General features: G+C 61.0%; 15 protein-coding genes and 1 pseudogene. 11 read left to right on the top strand and 5 right to left on the bottom strand.

What is annotated here, in order from left to right; genetic code table 11:
- Positions 1-92: 92 nt before the first annotated feature.
- Complete coding sequence (locus KW849_RS12800) at positions 93-1895, top strand: acyl-CoA dehydrogenase (protein ID WP_218429731.1); 1803 nt, start codon at positions 93-95, stop codon at positions 1893-1895.
- Positions 1896-2021: 126 nt separating this feature from the next.
- On the opposite strand, the gene KW849_RS31860 is transcribed toward KW849_RS12800, so the two are convergent.
- The 4 genes and pseudogenes from KW849_RS31860 to KW849_RS12785 form a co-directional block, all read right to left on the bottom strand.
- On the bottom strand, positions 2022-2753 hold the full coding sequence (locus KW849_RS31860; protein WP_371319137.1) for a methyl-accepting chemotaxis protein: 732 nt from the start codon (positions 2751-2753) through the stop codon (positions 2022-2024).
- 132 nt (positions 2754-2885) lie between these two features.
- Positions 2886-3917, bottom strand: a pseudogene (locus KW849_RS31855) (cache domain-containing protein); the annotation flags it as partial.
- Positions 3918-4062: 145 nt separating this feature from the next.
- Positions 4063-4365: a cell division protein ZapA gene (locus tag KW849_RS12790; RefSeq protein ID WP_095943229.1), complete on the bottom strand. Its 303-nt coding sequence runs from the start codon at positions 4363-4365 to the stop codon at positions 4063-4065.
- Positions 4362-4571: a hypothetical protein gene (locus KW849_RS12785; RefSeq protein ID WP_108216486.1), complete on the bottom strand. Its 210-nt coding sequence runs from the start codon at positions 4569-4571 to the stop codon at positions 4362-4364. The genes KW849_RS12790 and KW849_RS12785 overlap by 4 nt, the downstream gene beginning before the upstream one ends.
- Positions 4572-5059: 488 nt before the next feature.
- Between KW849_RS12785 and KW849_RS12780 the strand changes: the two genes are divergently transcribed.
- From KW849_RS12780 to trxC, 4 genes are all read left to right on the top strand, one after another.
- Positions 5060-6802: a potassium/proton antiporter gene (locus tag KW849_RS12780; protein WP_218429728.1), complete on the top strand. Its 1743-nt coding sequence runs from the start codon at positions 5060-5062 to the stop codon at positions 6800-6802.
- A gap of 34 nt (positions 6803-6836) precedes the next feature.
- Complete coding sequence (mscK, locus tag KW849_RS12775) at positions 6837-10205, top strand: mechanosensitive channel MscK (RefSeq protein WP_218429726.1); 3369 nt, start codon at positions 6837-6839, stop codon at positions 10203-10205.
- 48 nt (positions 10206-10253) lie between these two features.
- Entirely contained in the window at positions 10254-11717 is a 1464-nt protein-coding gene (selO, locus tag KW849_RS12770) for a protein adenylyltransferase SelO (protein WP_218429725.1), read from the top strand.
- Between the two features lie 73 nt (positions 11718-11790).
- Positions 11791-12225 (top strand): thioredoxin TrxC, encoded by a 435-nt coding sequence (trxC, locus tag KW849_RS12765; protein WP_077432334.1) that lies wholly within the window; start codon positions 11791-11793, stop codon positions 12223-12225.
- Between the two features lie 129 nt (positions 12226-12354).
- On the opposite strand, the gene KW849_RS12760 is transcribed toward trxC, so the two are convergent.
- On the bottom strand, positions 12355-13125 hold the full coding sequence (locus KW849_RS12760) for a ParA family protein (protein ID WP_015093167.1): 771 nt from the start codon (positions 13123-13125) through the stop codon (positions 12355-12357).
- Positions 13126-13481: 356 nt separating this feature from the next.
- Here KW849_RS12760 and KW849_RS12755 point away from each other — a divergent pair, with 356 nt between their 5' ends.
- Genes KW849_RS12755 through KW849_RS12730 form a run of 6 tightly spaced genes read left to right on the top strand, consistent with a single transcriptional unit; the run spans position 13482 to position 17715 of the window.
- Entirely contained in the window at positions 13482-14207 is a 726-nt protein-coding gene (locus KW849_RS12755; RefSeq protein WP_218429724.1) for a beta-ketoacyl synthase chain length factor, read from the top strand.
- Positions 14183-14992 carry a 1-acyl-sn-glycerol-3-phosphate acyltransferase gene (locus tag KW849_RS12750; RefSeq protein ID WP_218429723.1) on the top strand — a complete coding sequence of 270 codons (810 nt, stop codon included), beginning with the start codon at positions 14183-14185 and terminating at the stop codon, positions 14990-14992. The genes KW849_RS12755 and KW849_RS12750 overlap by 25 nt, the downstream gene beginning before the upstream one ends.
- Positions 14973-15233 carry a phosphopantetheine-binding protein gene (locus KW849_RS12745; RefSeq protein WP_218429722.1) on the top strand — a complete coding sequence of 87 codons (261 nt, stop codon included), beginning with the start codon at positions 14973-14975 and terminating at the stop codon, positions 15231-15233. Before KW849_RS12750 ends, KW849_RS12745 begins: the two co-directional genes overlap by 20 nt.
- A 9-nt stretch (positions 15234-15242) precedes the next feature.
- Complete coding sequence (locus tag KW849_RS12740) at positions 15243-15497, top strand: acyl carrier protein (RefSeq protein ID WP_007992314.1); 255 nt, start codon at positions 15243-15245, stop codon at positions 15495-15497.
- Positions 15494-16039 (top strand): hypothetical protein, encoded by a 546-nt coding sequence (locus tag KW849_RS12735; RefSeq protein WP_218429721.1) that lies wholly within the window; start codon positions 15494-15496, stop codon positions 16037-16039. Before KW849_RS12740 ends, KW849_RS12735 begins: the two co-directional genes overlap by 4 nt.
- Positions 16036-17715 carry an acyl-CoA synthetase family protein gene (locus tag KW849_RS12730; RefSeq protein ID WP_218429720.1) on the top strand — a complete coding sequence of 560 codons (1680 nt, stop codon included), beginning with the start codon at positions 16036-16038 and terminating at the stop codon, positions 17713-17715. Before KW849_RS12735 ends, KW849_RS12730 begins: the two co-directional genes overlap by 4 nt.
- Positions 17716-17723: the final 8 nt, after the last annotated feature.

The raw sequence follows: 17723 nt of genomic DNA, 5'->3' as shown, positions 1-17723 counted from the left end.
CTTTTGCTTCTCCCATCACCCTCATCAATCATCCTGTTCAGCCTCTATTCCCACGCCTAGACTCGGCCCATTCCAATAAAAGGTAGGCCGCCATGTCCGAGACGTTGCTCAGTTCCCGCAATCTGGCTTTCGAGCTGTATGAAGTCCTTGATGCCGAGGGCCTGACCCAGCGTGAGCGTTTCGCCGAGCACAACCGCGAAACCTTCGATGCGGCCATCGGTACCGCCCGCAGCATCGCCGAGAAGTTCTTCGCCCCACACAACCGCAAGGGCGACGAGAACGAGCCGCGCTATGAAAACGGCCAGGCGATTCTGATTCCGGAAGTGAAACCGGCGGTGGACGCCTTTCTCGAAGCCGGTTTCCTCAACGCCGCGCGCAGTTTCGAGGCGGGAGGCATGCAGCTTCCTACACTGCTTTCGCAGGCCTGCTTCGCACACTTCCAGTCGGCCAACGCCGCTTCGACCTCTTATCCGTTCCTGACCATGGGCGCGGCGAACCTGATCGAAAGCTTCGGCACCGATGAGCAGAAGCACCGCTTTCTGCAACCGATGATCGACGGCCGCTTCTTCGGCACCATGGCCCTGACCGAACCCCACGCGGGCTCGTCGCTGTCGGATATTCGTACCCGCGCGGAACCTGCGTCCGACGGCACCTATCGCCTCAAGGGCAACAAGATCTTCATCTCCGGTGGCGATCATCCGCTGTCGGAAAACATCGTGCACATGGTGCTCGCCAAGCTGCCGGACGCACCGGCCGGGGTGAAGGGCATATCGCTGTTCATCGTGCCCAAGTTCCTGGTCAACGAAGACGGCAGCCTCGGCCAGCGCAACGATGTGTTGCTGGTCGGGCTGTTCCACAAGATGGGCTGGCGCGGCACCACGTCCACCGCGCTGAATTTCGGCGATAACGGCGAGTGCGTCGGCTATCTGGTGGGCAAGCCGCACCAGGGCTTGAGCTACATGTTCCAGATGATGAACGAAGCGCGGATCGGCGTCGGCATGGGTGCGGTGATGCTCGGTTACGCCGGTTACCTGTACTCGCTGGAATATGCCCGCGAACGCCCGCAAGGCCGCGTGCCGGACAGCAAGGACCCGAACACCGCACCGGTGGCAATTATTCAGCACGCTGACGTCAAACGCATGCTGCTGACACAAAAGGCCTACGTCGAAGGCTCGTTCGACCTAGGCCTGTACGCGGCGCGGCTGTTCGATGACACCACGACGCTTGCGACCGAAGCTGAACGCAAACAGGCCCATGAACTGCTGGATTTGCTGACACCCATCGTCAAATCCTGGCCATCGGAGTTCTGCCTGAAGGCCAACGAACTGGCAATCCAGATCCTCGGCGGCCACGGCTACACCCGCGAATACCCGGTGGAACAGTACTACCGCGATAACCGCCTGAACCCGATCCACGAAGGCACCCACGGCATTCAGTCGCTGGACCTGCTGGGCCGCAAACTGGCGCAAAACGGCGGCGCAGGGCTCAAGCAATTGATCCGCCTGATCGCCGACACTGGCGGGCGAGCACAGGCGTTTGAGTCGCTGACGCCACTACGCGAGCCGCTGGAAAAACTGGTGGCGCGTCTGCAAACCGTGACCATCGGCCTGCTGACTGATCTGGCACAAGGCAAGGTCAACAGCAGCCTGGCGAATTCGGCGCTGTACCTGAAGGTGTTTGGTCACACGGTGATCGGCTGGCGCTGGCTGGAACAGGCGATCCGTGCCGAGGAAGGCCTGGCCAAGGGTAATGCGGCGGATGTGAGCTTCTATAAAGGCAAGCTGCAGGCGGCGCGGTACTTCCTGACGTGGGAAGTACCGGGTTGTCACCATGAGCTGGCGATTCTTGAGGCTCGGGATGATGTTTGCCTGGGCATGCAGGATGAGTGGTTCTGATCAGGTATAGATTGGTGTAATGGCCACAAAAAAGATCGCAGCCTTCGGCAGCTCCTACAGAGGAACGCATTCCACATGTAGGAGCTGCCGAAGGCTCGGGCCGCGTTCGGACGATCTTTTGATCTTTTATTTCAACCGAAACCCACCCATCTGCCGCGCCAGATCATCCGCCAACCGCTGCAACGTCTGGCAATCATCCAGGCAAGCCCTCACCTCCCCCGCCGTCGCCCGCGCCAGGTCGGAAATCCCCTGTACGTTCCGGTTGATTTCCTCGGTCACCGCCGATTGCTCTTCCGTCGCCGTCGCCACCTGATGATTCATGTCGCTGATGCGTTCCACTTGTCCGGTAATCGCCGTCAACGAAGCCCCGGTACGCTGGCTCGACTCGACACCCGTGCCCGTCGCGGCTTGTCCGGAATGCATCGATGACACGGCGTTTTCCGCGCCTTGCTTGAGGCTGCCGATCATCTGCTGGATTTCATCGGTGGAGGCTTGAGTACGTCGTGCCAGGGTCCGAACTTCATCGGCGACCACGGCAAACCCGCGCCCCATGTCCCCGGCCCGCGCAGCTTCAATGGCCGCATTGAGCGCTAGCAAATTGGTTTGCTCGGAAATCCCGCGAATCACCGCCAGCACCTGATCGATGGACGCCACTTGATGGGCCAGTTCACGCACCGCCGTGGCCGCGACGCCGATTTCCCGGGACATACTCTCAATGTGGCGGATCGAACCACCTACTACTTCCCGCGCCTGCATCGCTTCGTCACGGGCAGTTTGCGATGCGAACGCTGCATTGCCGGCGTTTTGGGCGATGTCCTGAACGGTCAGGCCCATTTCGTGAACCGCTGTGGCGACCATGTCGGTCATTTCCTGTTGGCGGCCGGAGCGTTCGGCGGTGTTGTCCACCACTCGCGCCACCTGCCCGACCGCGGTGCGCAGGCGTTCGCTGGTGGTCAGCACTTCGCCGATCATGTCGCGCTGGCTATCAAGGAACCGATTGAAGCCGCGAGCCAGATCGCCCAGCTCATCGGCGCGGCTGGAATCTAACCGGTGGGTCAAATCGCCACCACCGCTACCGATGGCCACCAGCGCGGCTGTTACCTGACGAATCGGCCGTACCAGCCCACGGGCCAGCAACACCACCAGCAACAGGCACACAATCGCCACCGCGAGGCCGATGCCGCTGCTCATCCACATGGCACGGCGGGCTTCGGCGTAGATCTGCGATTGCGGCACTTCGGCCACCAGGGTCCAGCCGAGATCGCGCAGCGGCAGGCTTAAAGCGAGAAAGTCCACGCCGTCCCGCTGGAAGCTGCTGCTGGTGGTGGCAGTCTTTTGACCCATCACTGCCTGTGCCGCCGCAGTGCCAATCTGTTCGGTCAGGCTGCGCTTGCCACTCAATTGCGCCTCGGGATGGACCTGGATCAAACCGTCGGAACGCACGAGATAGACCTTGCCGCGCTCACCGAAGCTGAAGTTGTGGATCAGCTCCGACAGCTCTTTCATGCTCAGGCCAAGCCCGGCAACACCCACGACTTTACCGGCCTGCTCGACTTTGAAGTCGATGAAAAGCGCCAATTCTCCGGTCGCCGTGTCATTGTCGATATTGAGGGTGCGCGGCTGGTTACTGTCGAGAAATGAGTAGAACCAGGCGTCTTTCGGATTGGATCGGCTGAGGGTCCGGTCCAGGCCTTTTTCGGTGAAGTAATGGTTGGACGCCGTGCCGACAATGATCGCGGTAAAAGCCTTGTGCTCGGCGCGGATGCCTTCGAGATAGGCAGTAAAGGTACTGGCCTGGGCACCGTCTTCACCCCCTGCCAGCCAGTCGCGCACCATGCTGTTGCTGGCGATGTCCTTGGCGGCGGTGAGGGGTTGGACGAGGATGCGCTCGATGTCGTTGCGCATCGCTTCGATGCTCGACGGCAAGGCTTGCTCGACCAGATAGCTCTGGGCGAGACGATTGACCACCAGGGTATAAATGCCCACCACGATCAGAATACTGACCAGCAAGGCGCTGCCCATACTCAGGATCAACTGCCATTGAATACTGCGTCGCCAGAACTGCATGGAGCACCCCCAAAGAATAAGAGGCTGAAACACTGCAACAGCCGTGCCGATTGTATACAAACCAACCGACAATTTATTCTCTGGTTGTGCGCAAAACCGATCAGGCCTGATTGATCGTCTTGGATATCACTTCAACCGTGGCGCTGACTTGCTCTTGGTAACGGTCGAGTTCGAGCTTGTGCTGCTTCTGCATTTCGATCTGCTGGGAGCACAGATTCATCGCCGCCAGCACCAGCAGTCGGTCACCGATCAGCGTCGGGTACTTCCTCTTGGTTTCGGCCAGGGCTGCCTTCAACATCAACGCGGCGTCCAGCAGGGTCTGCTCTTCCCCGGCCGGTGCCTTGATCGAATAGTCCTCTCCCAGGATCGAGACGACCTTTACCCCTGCGGCGTTGTAACTCATGCGCTGACAGGACCTGCGCTGACACGCTCAACCAGGGCCTGGATGCGAGCCGCCGTGGTGCCTTGTTTCTCTTCGTATTCCATCAGGCTCAGTTGCAGGCTTTCGTTTTCATCTTTGGCCTGAGCCAGTTCCGCGCTCAGGTTCTGGTTCTGTTGCACCAAGTCGCTGACCAGTTGTTCCAATTGGCTTAGGGATGCTTCCAACATTTTGATTTTCCGGGCTTTTTCAAAGGGCGCGTACGATAAAGAAAAGTCACCCTGGATGCCAGGGTTATACAGGCGCAAAGCCTTGATTTTGCTGACGGGCAACCTTCCTCGCGAGTTTTAAAGACTGTGATTGGCCAATCTGGTTCCTGCACTTCGTCGCCGTGGCGTTTGTACGACATCCCGGCAGCGGATTTTCGCCTCTCACCGTTTGGCCTCCCTGACCCAGCAAAACTACGATGGTTGGGCGGTTTAGCCTGTAACCCTCTCTTGTAGGAGCGAGCTCGCTCGCGATGATCTCAATGACGGCGCGCTGAATCAGACAGCACGCGTCATCGTTGACGCCCATCGCGAGCAAGCTCGCTCCTACAAGGGTTCCGTGATGACGCAAAAGCTTTTTGACAGCATCACATTTCAACAGGTTAGAATCGCTGGCACGCAGACTGCATGGTCAGTTTGCGCCCGCCTTTCAGCTTTCTGGAGTACTGCCTTTGAATGCGACGACCATCAACAGCCTGTTCTTGATCGGCGCGTTGCTGGTAGGTGCGAGCATTCTGGTGAGCTCACTTTCGTCCCGTCTCGGCATCCCGATTCTGGTGATCATCCTGGCCGTCGGCATGGCGGCCGGTGTCGATGGCGCCGGCATTCTTTTTGATAACTACCCCACGGCCTATCTGGTGGGCAACCTCGCGCTGGCGGTGATCCTGCTCGATGGTGGCTTGCGCACCCGGGTGTCGAGTTTCCGCGTGGCGTTATGGCCGGCGCTCTCGCTGGCCACGGTCGGGGTGCTGATTACCACCGGGCTGACCGGCATGGCGGCCGCCTGGCTGTTCAACCTGAACCTGATCCAGGGCCTGCTGATCGGCGCCATCGTCGGCTCCACCGACGCCGCGGCGGTGTTCTCGCTATTGGGTGGCAAAGGCCTGAACGAACGGGTAACCGCCAGCCTTGAAATCGAATCCGGCAGTAACGACCCGATGGCGGTGTTTCTCACCGTCACCCTGATCGACATGCTCGCCAGCGGCCAGACCGGCCTGCACTGGAGCCTGCTGACCCACCTGCTGCGCGAGTTCGGTATCGGGGGCGTCATTGGCCTGGGCGGTGGTTGGCTGATGCTGCAACTGGTCAACCGTATCAACCTGGCCACCGGTTTGTATCCGATTCTGGTCATCGCCGGTGGCCTGGTGGTGTTTGCCCTGACCAATGCCCTGCACGGCAGCGGCTTCCTGGCGGTGTACATCTGCGGCCTGGTAATCGGCAACCGCCCGGTGCGCAGCCGCCACGGCATTTTGCACATGCTCGACGGCATGGCCTGGCTGGCGCAGATCGGCATGTTCCTGGTGCTGGGGCTGCTGGTGACGCCTCACGATCTGCTGCCTATCGCCTTGCCGGCACTGGCGCTGGCACTGTGGATGATTCTGTTTGCCCGGCCACTGTCGGTGCTGGTTGGCCTGCTGCCGTTCAAAGCCTTCCATGGTCGCGAGAAAGCGTTCATCTCCTGGGTCGGCCTGCGCGGCGCGGTCCCGATCATTCTGGCGGTGTTCCCGCTGATGGCCGGCCTGCCCAATGCCCAGCTCTACTTCAACCTCGCGTTCTTTATCGTGCTGGTGTCGCTGCTGGTTCAGGGCACCAGCCTGCCGTGGGTCGCCAAGCTGCTGAAGGTGACGGTGCCCCCGGAGCCTGCGCCCATTTCCCGCTCGGCCCTGGAGGTGCACGTCACCAGTGAGTGGGAGCTGTTCGTTTATCGCCTCGGCGCGGAAAAATGGTGCATCGGTTCGCCCCTGCGCGAGCTGAAAATGCCCGAAGGCACCCGTATCGCTGCCCTGTTTCGCGGTCAACAATTGCTCCATCCGTCGGGTAGTACGGTGCTCGAAGTCGATGACTTGCTGTGTGTCATCGGCCATGAACACAACCTGCCGGCCCTCGGAAAACTCTTCAGCCAGGCGCCACAACGGGGCCTCGATCTGCGCTTCTTCGGTGACTTCGTACTCGAAGGAGACGCCCAGCTGGGCGCGGTTGCGGCCCTCTATGGCCTGAAGGTCGAAGGCATCGATCCGGACATGTCTCTGGGCCACTTCATTGCCCAGAAAGTCGGTGGCGCGCCGGTGGTGGGTGACCAGGTGGAGTGGAACAACACCATCTGGACCGTGGCCGTCATGGAGGGGAACAAGATCGGTAAAGTCGGCGTCAGATTCCCCGAAGGAAGTCGCCCGGGTCCCGGACTCTTCCTCTAAACTGCTTCCACTATCACTTGCTTGACCGGTCTTTATGCCTAATCTGCGCTCCATTTTCGCCATCGCCCTGCTGGGCTTGAGTCTCTCTGTCAGCACCCTTGGTTTCTCGCAAGCGGCGCAAGCGGCCGAACCGCCTTCCAGCGAAGCCGTGCAAGCGAGCCTGGACAAGATCGCCGACCGCAAATTGCCGGAAGCCGATCAGAAGGCCCTGCAAACCGTTCTGCAAAACACGCTGAACCAGCTCAACAACAAACGTGACTACGAGCAGAAACTGACCGCGCTCAAGCAGCAATTGAACAATGCGCCCAAACAGACCGTCGAGAACCAGCGTGAACTGACCCGCCTCAAGGCCAGCACCGTGGTGCCGGTGGCGCAGCGTTTCGCCAAAGAACCGATCCAGCATCTGGAACAATTGCTCACCGAGCGCTCCACCCAGCAAGGCGACCTGCAAAAAGCCCTGGCCGATGCCAACAGCCTGATCATCACCGCCCAGACCCGCCCCGAGCGCGCCCAGGCGGAGATCTCCAGCAGCCAGACGCGCATTCAGCAGATCAACACCCTCCTCAAGAACGGCAAGGACGGCGGCAAGGCCTTGAGCGCCGAGCAGCGCGACCTGCTCAATGCCGAGCTTGCTGCGTTGAACGCCCTGATCCCGCTACGGCGCCAGGAGCTGGCCGGCAATACTCAATTGCAAGACCTCGGCAACAGCCAGTATGACCTGCTGTCGGAGCGATCCGACCGCCTGGATCGGGAAATCCAGGAACTGCAAACCCTGATCAACCAGAAGCGTCTGGCGTTGTCCCAGGAAACAGTCACCCAGCAATCCATCGAAGCACAGAAGGCCGGCGGCAGCAGTCTGCTGGCCACCGAAAGCGCGACCAACCTGAAGCTTTCGGACTACCTGCTCAAAAGCACCGACCGCCTCAACGAAGTCACCCAGCAAAACCTGCAGACCAAGCAACAGTTGGACACCCTGACCCAGAGCGATACAGCCCTGGACGTGCAAATCAACGTGCTCAAAGGCAGCCTGCTGCTCTCGAAGATTCTCTACAAACAGAAACAGGCGTTGCCGCGCCTGCGGCTCGACCGCAACCTGGCCGACCAGATCGCCGACATACGCCTGTACCAATTCGAAGTCAGCCAGCAACGGGAGTTGCTGAGCAATCCGACCACCTACGTCGAAAACCTGCTGTCGACCCAGCCGCCCGAGCAAGTCACGCCGCAACTGCGCAAAAGCCTGATGGAGCTGGCCACCACCCGCGTCGACCTGCTGGAGCGCCTCAATCGCGAATTGAGCGCGGTGCTCAATGAATCCATTACCCTGCAACTGAACCAGAAGCAACTGCTCAGCACGGCGCAAAGCCTGCGGGCGACGCTCGATGAGCAGATGTTCTGGATCCCGAGCAACAAGCCGCTGGACCTGGAGTGGATTCACAGCGTGCCGGATCGCCTCGAGCGGCAACTCGACTCGCTGCCAGTACTTTCAAGCCTGAGCGAACTGACCGACGGCCTGACTCAGCGCCCGCTGCTGTTCCTGCCACTGGCACTGCTGATCGGTGCGCTGCTGTGGCGCCGCAAGAATCTGTATGCGCGACTGAACAAGGTTCACCAGGACATCGGTCACTTCAAACGCGATAGCCAATGGCACACGCCGCAGGCGATTCTGATCAATATTCTGCTGGCGATGCCGGTTTCCCTGGGCCTCGCCTTGTGCGGGCTGGCCCTGCGAATCGACGCCCGTGGGCAGAACGCCAATATGGGCGCGGCGCTGCTGCAAATGGCCGGAGCCTGGCTGGTGTTCTACACCGCCTACCGGATCCTCGCGCCGGGTGGTGTGGCAGAGCTGCATTTCCGTTGGGAAAAGCCCCAGGTGGAATTCCTGCGCAGCTGGGTCCGCCGCCTCGGCATAGTGGTGATGGCACTGGTGACCGTAGTGGCCGTTGCCGAGCTGCAACCGGCGGCGCTGGCCGATGACGTGATCGGCATGCCGGTAGTGCTCACCTGCTACGCCTTGATGACCTTGCTGCTCAGCCGCTTGCTCATCAGCAGCCCGACCCATGAGAACGCCTCGCTGTTCCGCAAGCTCGTGGGGATCCTGTTCACCGCCATGCCCGTCGCGCTGTTCGTGGCGGTGTGCTTCGGCTACTACTACACCGCACTGAAGCTCAGCGACCGTCTGATCAACACCCTGTACCTGCTGATGTTCTGGCTGGTGATCGAAGCCACCTTCGTGCGCGGCCTCAGTGTGGCGGCCCGGCGGCTGGCCTACCAGCGCGCCCTGGCCAAACGACTGGCCGCCAAAGAGGCCAGCGATGGCGAAGCGGTTATCGAAGAACCGACGATGGACATCGAGAAGGTCAACGAACAGTCCCTGCGCCTGATCCGCCTGGCATTGCTCGGCGGCTTCATGGCGGCACTGTATTGGGTCTGGGCTGACCTGATCACGGTGTTCTCGTACCTGGACAATGTCACTCTCTACGAATACACCAGCGGCACCGGCGCCAACATGAGCATGGTGCCGATCAGCATCGGCGACATGCTCGGCGCGCTGATCATCATCGGTATCACCTTCGCCCTGGCGCGCAACCTGCCGGGCTTGCTCGAAGTGTTCGTGCTGTCCAAGCTCAACCTGGCCCAGGGCAGCGCCTACGCGACCACCACGTTGCTGTCCTACGTGATTGCCGGCGTCGGTTTCGTCTCGACGCTGTCGACCCTCGGCGTAAGCTGGGACAAGTTGCAATGGCTGGTGGCGGCACTGTCGGTTGGCCTCGGTTTCGGCATGCAGGAGATCTTCGCCAACTTCATTTCCGGCATCATGATCCTGTTCGAACGCCCGGTGCGGATCGGTGACACCATCACCATCGGCAACCTGTCGGGCACCGTGAGCAAGATTCGCATCCGTGCCACGACCATCACCGACTTCGATCGCAAGGACATCATCGTCCCGAACAAGACGTTCATTACCGGGCAACTGATCAACTGGTCGCTGACCGACACCATCACCCGGGTGACCCTCAAGCTCGGCGTCGACTACGGCTCGGACCTGGACCTGGTGAAGGAGCTGCTGCTCAAGGCCGCGCGCGATAACCCGCGCGTGCTGAAAGACCCGGAACCGCACGTGTACTTCCTGAACTTCGGCGAAAGTACCCTCGACCACGAGTTGCGCATGCACGTGCGCGACCTTGGTGACCGCAACCCGGTGCTCGACGAGGTCAACCGCTTCATCAACCGCGAGTTCAAGAAGCAGCACATCAACATCTCGTTCCGGCAGATGGAGGTCTACCTCAAGAACCTGCACGGCCAGGAATACAAGATGGTGCCAATCGAACCGGAAGCGAAAACCATCGTGCCGATCGTCGACGGCAAGCCACCGAAAGAGCCGCCCGCCGCCGAACTCGACTAACCGGCCATTCCCCAGCAGAATGCTCGGACATTCTGCTGGAGCCGGCCCTTGAAAGCCCTCGACGAACTCACTTTCGATAATCGCTTCGACCGCCTGGGCGATGCGTTTTCCGCCCATGTGCTGCCCGAACCCATCGATAATCCGCGCCTGGTGGTGGCCAGCCCCGCCGCCATGGCGCTGCTGGACCTCGACCCGGCCGTGGCCGAAACCCCGGAGTTCGCCGAACTGTTCAGCGGCCACAAGCTCTGGGCCGACGCGATCCCAAGGGCGATGGTCTATTCCGGGCATCAGTTCGGTTCCTACAACCCGCAACTGGGCGACGGTCGCGGCCTGTTGCTTGGCGAGGTGTACAACGAGGCCGGCGAACACTGGGACCTGCACCTCAAGGGCGCCGGCCAGACACCGTTTTCACGCATGGGCGACGGCCGGGCGGTGCTGCGTTCATCGATCCGCGAATTCCTCGCGTCCGAAGCCCTGAATGCCCTGAACATCCCGACCACCCGCGCCCTGTGCGTGATCGGCTCCGACACCCCGGTGTGGCGCGAAAAGCAGGAGCGCGCGGCCATGGTCCTGCGCCTGGCGCCGAGCCATGTGCGCTTCGGGCACTTCGAATACTTCTACTACACCAAGCGCCCGGAGCAGCAGAAAGAGCTCGGTGATCACGTGCTGGCCATGCACTTCCCGCAGTGCCTGGAACAACCGGAGCCGTACCTGGCGATGTTCCGCGAAGTGGTCGAGCGCAACGCCGAACTGATCGCCAAATGGCAGGCCTATGGCTTCTGCCACGGGGTGATGAACACCGACAACATGTCGATCCTGGGGATTACTTTCGACTTCGGCCCGTTCGCCTTCCTCGACGACTTCGACGCCAATTTCATCTGCAATCACTCCGACGACCAGGGCCGCTACTCTTTCAGCAACCAGGTGCCGATTGGCCAGTGGAACCTCAGCGCGTTGGCCCAGGCCCTGACGCCGTTCATCAGCGTCGAAGCCCTGCGCGAAACCCTCGGCCTGTACCTGCCGCTGTTCCAGGCCCATTACCTGGACCTGATGCGCCGCCGCCTCGGCCTGACCACGGCCGAAGACGACGACCAGAAGTTGCTGGAGGGCTTGCTGCAACTGATGCAAAACAGCGGCGTCGACTACAGCCTGTTTTTCCGCCGCCTGGGTGATGAAGCACCGCAACAGGCCATCACCCGCTTGCGTGATGACTTCGTCGACCTCAAGGGTTTTGATGCCTGGGGCGAGCTCTACGTCGCCCGGGTGGCCCGTGAAGGCACCCTTGATCAACAGCAGCGCCGCCAGCGGATGCACGCGGTCAACCCGCTGTACATCCTGCGCAACTACCTGGCGCAGAAGGCCATCGAGGCGGCGCAGAACGGCGACTACTCGGAAGTCCGCCGGCTACACGCCGTGCTGAGCAATCCGTTCGAGGAACAACCGGGGATGCAAAGCTACGCCGAGCGACCACCGGAATGGGGCAAGCACCTGGAGATCAGTTGTTCGTCGTGAGGCACTGCACGATTGAAAATCTGCAGTCCTGTCTCCAGATAAGGATCATTCGCTTTCGACTGGACGTTTTGTCATGACCGACCCACTCCTCATCCCCTGCCCCCACTGCAACGGCCTCAACCGCATTCCCGCCGAGCGCCTGAACGACCATCCGAAATGCGGGCGCTGCAAGGCTGAAGTCCTGCTGAGCAAACCGTTTGAATTGAAACAAGGCGACTACGCCAGCCAGATCAAGGGCGATCTGCCGCTGCTGGTGGATGTGTGGGCGGACTGGTGCGGGCCGTGCAAGTCGTTTGCACCGGTGTTCGAGCAGGCGGCCGGGCAACTGGCGGGCAAGTGCCGACTGGCAAAGCTGGACAGCGAGGCGAACCAGCAGTTGTCGGCGCAATTGGGGATTCGCTCGATTCCGAGCCTGATCCTGTTCAAGAACGGCCGGGAAGTCGCCCGGCAGAGCGGGGCTTTTCCGTTACCGCAGTTGATGAGCTGGTTGCGTAGCCAGGGCATCTGAAGCAACACGGAACCATGTGGGAGCGAGCTTGCTCGCGAAGGCGGGCTGACATTCAAAAGAGATGTCGCCTGATACATCGCTTTCGCGAGCAAGCCCGCTCCCACAGGGGTTCTGTGTTAGCAGCCAGAATCAGGCGTTTTCCAGCAAGTTGTGCAGCTCGACAAACTGCTGGGTCAGCTTGTGCCGCGGGTCGAGATGGATCAGCGGCGTGTTGGCCTGGTGGGATTCGCGCATGCGTACCGAGCTGGCCAGGTACACCGGCAACACCGGCAGGCCTTCGGCGATCAGTTCGTCGAGGATTTGCTGGGGCAGGCTGGCGCGGGCCTGGAACTGGTTGACGACGATGCCTTCGACTTCCAGGCCTTCGTTATGGTCGTCCTTCAACTCTTCGATTTCCGCCATCAGGCCGTACAGCGCCTGGCGCGAAAAACTGTCGCAGTCGAAGGGGATCAACACACGATCGGCGGCAATCAACGCTGAAACCGCATAAAAATTCAGCGCTGGCGGAGTGTCGAGGTAAATCCGGTCGTAGTCTTCGCTCAGCTCTTCAAGCAGCTTACGCAGCTTGTTGATCTTGTGTTTGGCTTCAAGCTTTGGCTGCAAGTCCGCCAGCTCGGCGGTGGCGGTAATGACATGGAGGTTATCGAACGGGGTTTCGTAGATGTCGACCTGATTCTTTTTGGAGAACGGCCCGGAAGACAGCGTCTGCTTGAAGAAGTCGGCGATGCCCATCGGGATATCGCTACCGGTGAGCCCCGTCAGATACTGAGTGGAGTTGGCCTGGGCGTCGAGATCCACCAACAAGGTGCGAAAACCCTCGCTGGCACTGACCGCCGCCAGATTGCAGGCGATGCTGGATTTGCCAACGCCACCTTTCTGATTGAACACCACGCGCCGCATGTCAAAACCTCCGTGTATCAAAGAATGACCGAGTGTAGTGGCCCACCGCGTTGCTTCGCTACCTTGTCGGCACAGGGACTACACAGTCAATTGCCTTCTCCTGCTTGAAAAGCCCTGAACGGCCCGGTGACTCAACGCCAGAACCGACAGACGGAGTAAAAAAATTGTGAATAATTACCAATCGTTCAATTTTTTCGGGTCAGCCGCTTCATCTTATTGAGCAAAATGTAACCAGCATTTGCTACACGTTCCCGGCACCGGGATAATGCGCGCCACTCGGCGCCAAACGCCACGCAGGGTGAGTCTCGGCTCTCGGCAACTCCCCCGCGTCAAGTAAGCCCGTGAGGGTGGGATGAATGTCTGTGATCAACTTCAACATCGCCCAATGGCGCGCTTGGGCTCCGGGGCTTGATAGCGTGCATGACTGGCAAGCCTGGTGCCGACAACCGGTCGTGCTGCCGGACAGCGATGCCGTTCCCGACGTTTCGTTTCTGCCGGCCATGCAGCGTCGGCGTCTGAGTCGCCTGGCACGGATGGCCTTCAGTGTCGGCTGGCCATTGGCCGAAGGTCGGCAGGATCTGCCATTGGTCTTTGTTTCCCGTCACGGCGAAACACCCCGCACGATAGAGATTCTCAGCGATCTGGCCACCGATCAGCCGCTGTCGCCAACCCGGTTCAGCTTGTCGGTGCATAACGCGATCATTGGCTTGTGGTCGATCATGCGCAGTGAAACCAGCGAAATGACCGCCCTGGCTGCCGCAGGCGATGGCCTGGAACATGGCATGCTCGAAGCTGCTGCGCTGCTGGCGGAAGGCGCTGGCGCGGTACTGCTGGTGGTCACCGAAGAGCGGCCGCCCGAGGCTTACTCGACCTGGATCGACGACGTGCCGTTCCCTTATGCCGTCGGCCTGCTGATCACACCCGGTACCGACTGGCAGTTGTCCCTGAACAGCCCCTCGGATGCGTTGTCCAACCCCTGCTGGCCACACGCGCTGAATCTGTTGCGTATGCTGCTCGGCCAGCAAACCACCTGCCAACATGCCTGGAAAAATCGTGTATGGACCTGGCAACGCAACCCGTGACCGAGAAAAACCGCGACGCCTATTACTGGCGCTTGCTGGCCACCGCCGCGAGCTTTGCCCTGTTCGGGCTGGGCGGGCTGTGCCTGCGCCTGGTGATTTTCCCTGTGCTGAACTGCCTGCCGGGCGACGCCCGGACCCATCGGCGGCGGGCCCGGCAAACGGTCAGCCGCTGTTTCTGGATTTTCGTGCGTTTCATGGCCCGCACCGGCGTATTGACCTACAACATTGAAGGCGCGGAAAAACTCGGCCGTCCCGGGCAAATGATCATTGCCAATCACCCATCGCTGATCGACGTAGTGTTTTTGATCGGCCTGGTGCGTCACGCCAACTGCGTGGTCAAGCAAAGCCTCTGGGAAAACCCTTTCACCCGTGGACCGCTGCGCTGCACCGAATACATCAGCAACGACGGCAGCATGGACATGCTCGACGCGGCCGCCGACGCATTGAAAGACGGCCAGACCCTGATCATTTTCCCCGAAGGGACGCGCACCCGGCCCGGCCAGGCGCCGGCCTTTCATCGGGGCGGCGCGGCAATCGCCCTGCGGGGTGCGAAAATCCTCACCCCGGTCATTATCAAGGTCAGCCCGACCACATTGACCAAGGCCGAGCCCTGGTATCGCATCCCCAAGCGGCGCGTGCACTTCATTTTCCGGGTCGGGGCCGATATAGACCCACAGACTTTCGCCACGCAGGGGCCGGCTCCGCAGGCCTCGCGCAAGCTCAACGATTATCTACATTCTTACTTTATTAAGGAGCTCGCCGAAGATGAGCGATCTGCACCGTGATATCAAAATGCTTATCATCGACGCCCTTGGCCTGGAAGACATCAGTGCCGACGACATCGACAACGAGCAGACGCTGTTCGGCGAAGGCCTGGGCCTGGACTCGGTGGACGCCCTGGAGCTGGGCCTGGCCATCCAGAAAAAATACGGCATCAAGATCGACGCCGATGCCAAGGACACGCGCAATCACTTCAGTAACGTGGCGAGCCTTGCAGCGTTCGTCACCGCAAAACAGGCAGCTTGAGACCGGACCATGCAAACTCGTGACGACATTTTCAACACCCTGCGCGATGCCTTGGTCGAGCTTTTCGAACTGGACCCTGAGCGCGTGAGCCTGGAATCCAACCTGTATCAGGACCTGGAGATCGACAGCATCGACGCGGTCGACCTGATCGATCACATCAAACGTCAGACCGGCAAGAAAATCGCCGCCGAAGAATTCAAATCGGTGCGAACCGTCAGTGACGTGGTCGAGGCGGTCTACCGTCTGGTTCAACCGGCCGCATGAATCGACTGATTGGCCTCGGTCTGCTGCTGGCGGGCCTTTTGTATCCCTTTGCGGTGTATTTCGGCATGGAGCATTTCGCCCCGTGGCAGTTCGGGCTGCTGCTGGGCGGACTGTGGCTGGCCCGGGCGCTGACCGGCAAACGTCGGCCTGGCAGCCTGTGGATGGCCACTGTGGCCATTGTGTTCTGCCTGTTGCTGGCACTGTTCGACAGCCCGGCGCTGTTGCGTTGGTATCCAGTGTTGATCAGCGCCTTCATGTTGGCGCTGTTCGGATCGAGTCTGACATTCGGCCCACCGATCGTTGAACGCCTGGCCCGGGTACGCGAGCCGCAGTTGCCGGCCGAGGGCATTCGCTATACCCGTCAGGTAACCATCGCCTGGAGCGTTTTTTTTCTCTGCAACGGTGTGTGCGCCGCCACCCTGACCCTCTGGGCGCCGCTGAGCTGGTGGACGCTGTACACCGGCCTGATTTCCTACGGATTGATAGGCCTGATGTTTGCCATTGAATGGCTCATACGACAAAGGGTACGAGGCCGCCCATGAATTGGATAAAACTTGAGCACCTGCTGCTCAAGGCTCAGCCGGAGCGCGCCGTCACGACCGCTCCGGCACTGGACCACGCCCGGCTGTGCGAACAGGCGCTGCGCCTGGCCGCCGGCCTGCAAGCCCGGGGTGTCCGACAGATGGCCGTGCACCTGGAGGATGCCACCGATCTGGCGATCGCGTTGCTTGGCGCCTGGCGTGCCGGGGTTAGTGTGTTGCTGCCGTCCGACCTGCAACCGCAGACCCGCCAACGCTGGTCAGGTGAAGTTGATCTATGGCTGAGCGACCAGCCTGACGATGCGCACCTGAGCGAACTCAGTCATCCGCCACTGAGTGCGGCGGCGCTGGACCTGGATAACTGTTGGCTGAGCCTGTGCACATCCGGCTCCAGTGGCGAACCCAAGCGCATCGAAAAAAACCTGCGCCAACTGGCCAATGAAGTCGAAGCCCTGGAACAGCTGTGGGGCGCCGACCTGGGCCCGGCGTGCATCATTGGCAGCGTCGCCACCCAGCACATCTACGGTCTGCTGTTTCGGGTGCTGTGGCCACTGTGCGCCGGGCGCCCGTTCGTACGTCGGCAGCTGGCCTTTCCAGAAGACCTGCAACGCGCCAGCCGCGAGTATCCGGCCTTCGCCTGGGTGGCCAGCCCGGCGCTGCTCAAGCGCATGGGTGACAACCTCGACTGGTCTGCCTTGAGCTCAGTGCGCCGGGTTTTTTCCTCCGGCGGCGCATTGCCGGTCGAGGCCGCACAGAGCCTGCATGAGCGTCTGGGGCAATGGCCAACGGAAATTTTCGGCAGTTCGGAAACCGGCGGCATCGCCTGGCGTCAGGGCGCGCAACTCTGGCAGCCCTTTGCCGATGTCACGCTGACCCAGGACAGTGAGGGTGCGCTGCTGATCGCTTCGCCGTATTTGCCGAGTGGCGTTGTCGAACAGACTGCCGATTCGGCGCGCATCGCCCTCGATGGGCGCTTCGAATTGCTCGGGCGGCTGGACCGGATCGTCAAGCTGGAAGAAAAACGCATCTCGCTGCCGATGCTGGAACAGGCGCTGACGGCCCATGAATGGGTCGCCGAAGCGCGGCTCGGCGTCGTTCAGGAAAACCGTGCCTCCCTGGGAGCGTTGCTGGTACTGAGCGAGGCCGGTTTGCATGTGCTGCGCAATCAGGGCCGACGCAGTCTCACCGAGCAACTGCGCCAACACCTGAGCCAACACTGCGAAGCCCTGGCCCTGCCAAGACGCTGGCGCCTGCTGCGACAACTGCCGCTGAACACTCAGGGCAAACTGCCCCAGGCCGACGTCGATGCCCTGCTGCTGGCGCCACGCCCCAAAGCGCCTGAGGTCCTGGAGCAAGTCGAAAGCAATGGCGAATGGAGCCTGCAATTGGCCGTGCCACCGGACCTGGCCTATTTCAGCGGTCATTTCCCCACGGCGCCGGTATTGCCCGGCGTGGTGCAGGTGGACTGGGCGCTGAGTCTGGGCCAGCAACTGATGAGCCTGCCGAAAAAATTCGCCGGCATGGAAGTCTTGAAGTTCCAGCAACTGGTGCGCCCGGGGGACGAGATCCAGCTGCACCTGCGCTTCGACCCGGCACGCGGCAAATTGTATTTCGCCTATCGCAACGAAACCGCCACTTGCTCCAGCGGGCGGATCTTGCTGGAGGCGGCGCATGCATAAGCTGTGGC

It is taken from the genome of Pseudomonas sp. PDM26, assembly GCF_019219185.1.
Lineage (GTDB): Bacteria > Pseudomonadota > Gammaproteobacteria > Pseudomonadales > Pseudomonadaceae > Aquipseudomonas.
This window is presented reverse-complemented; position numbering and strand designations above follow the sequence as displayed.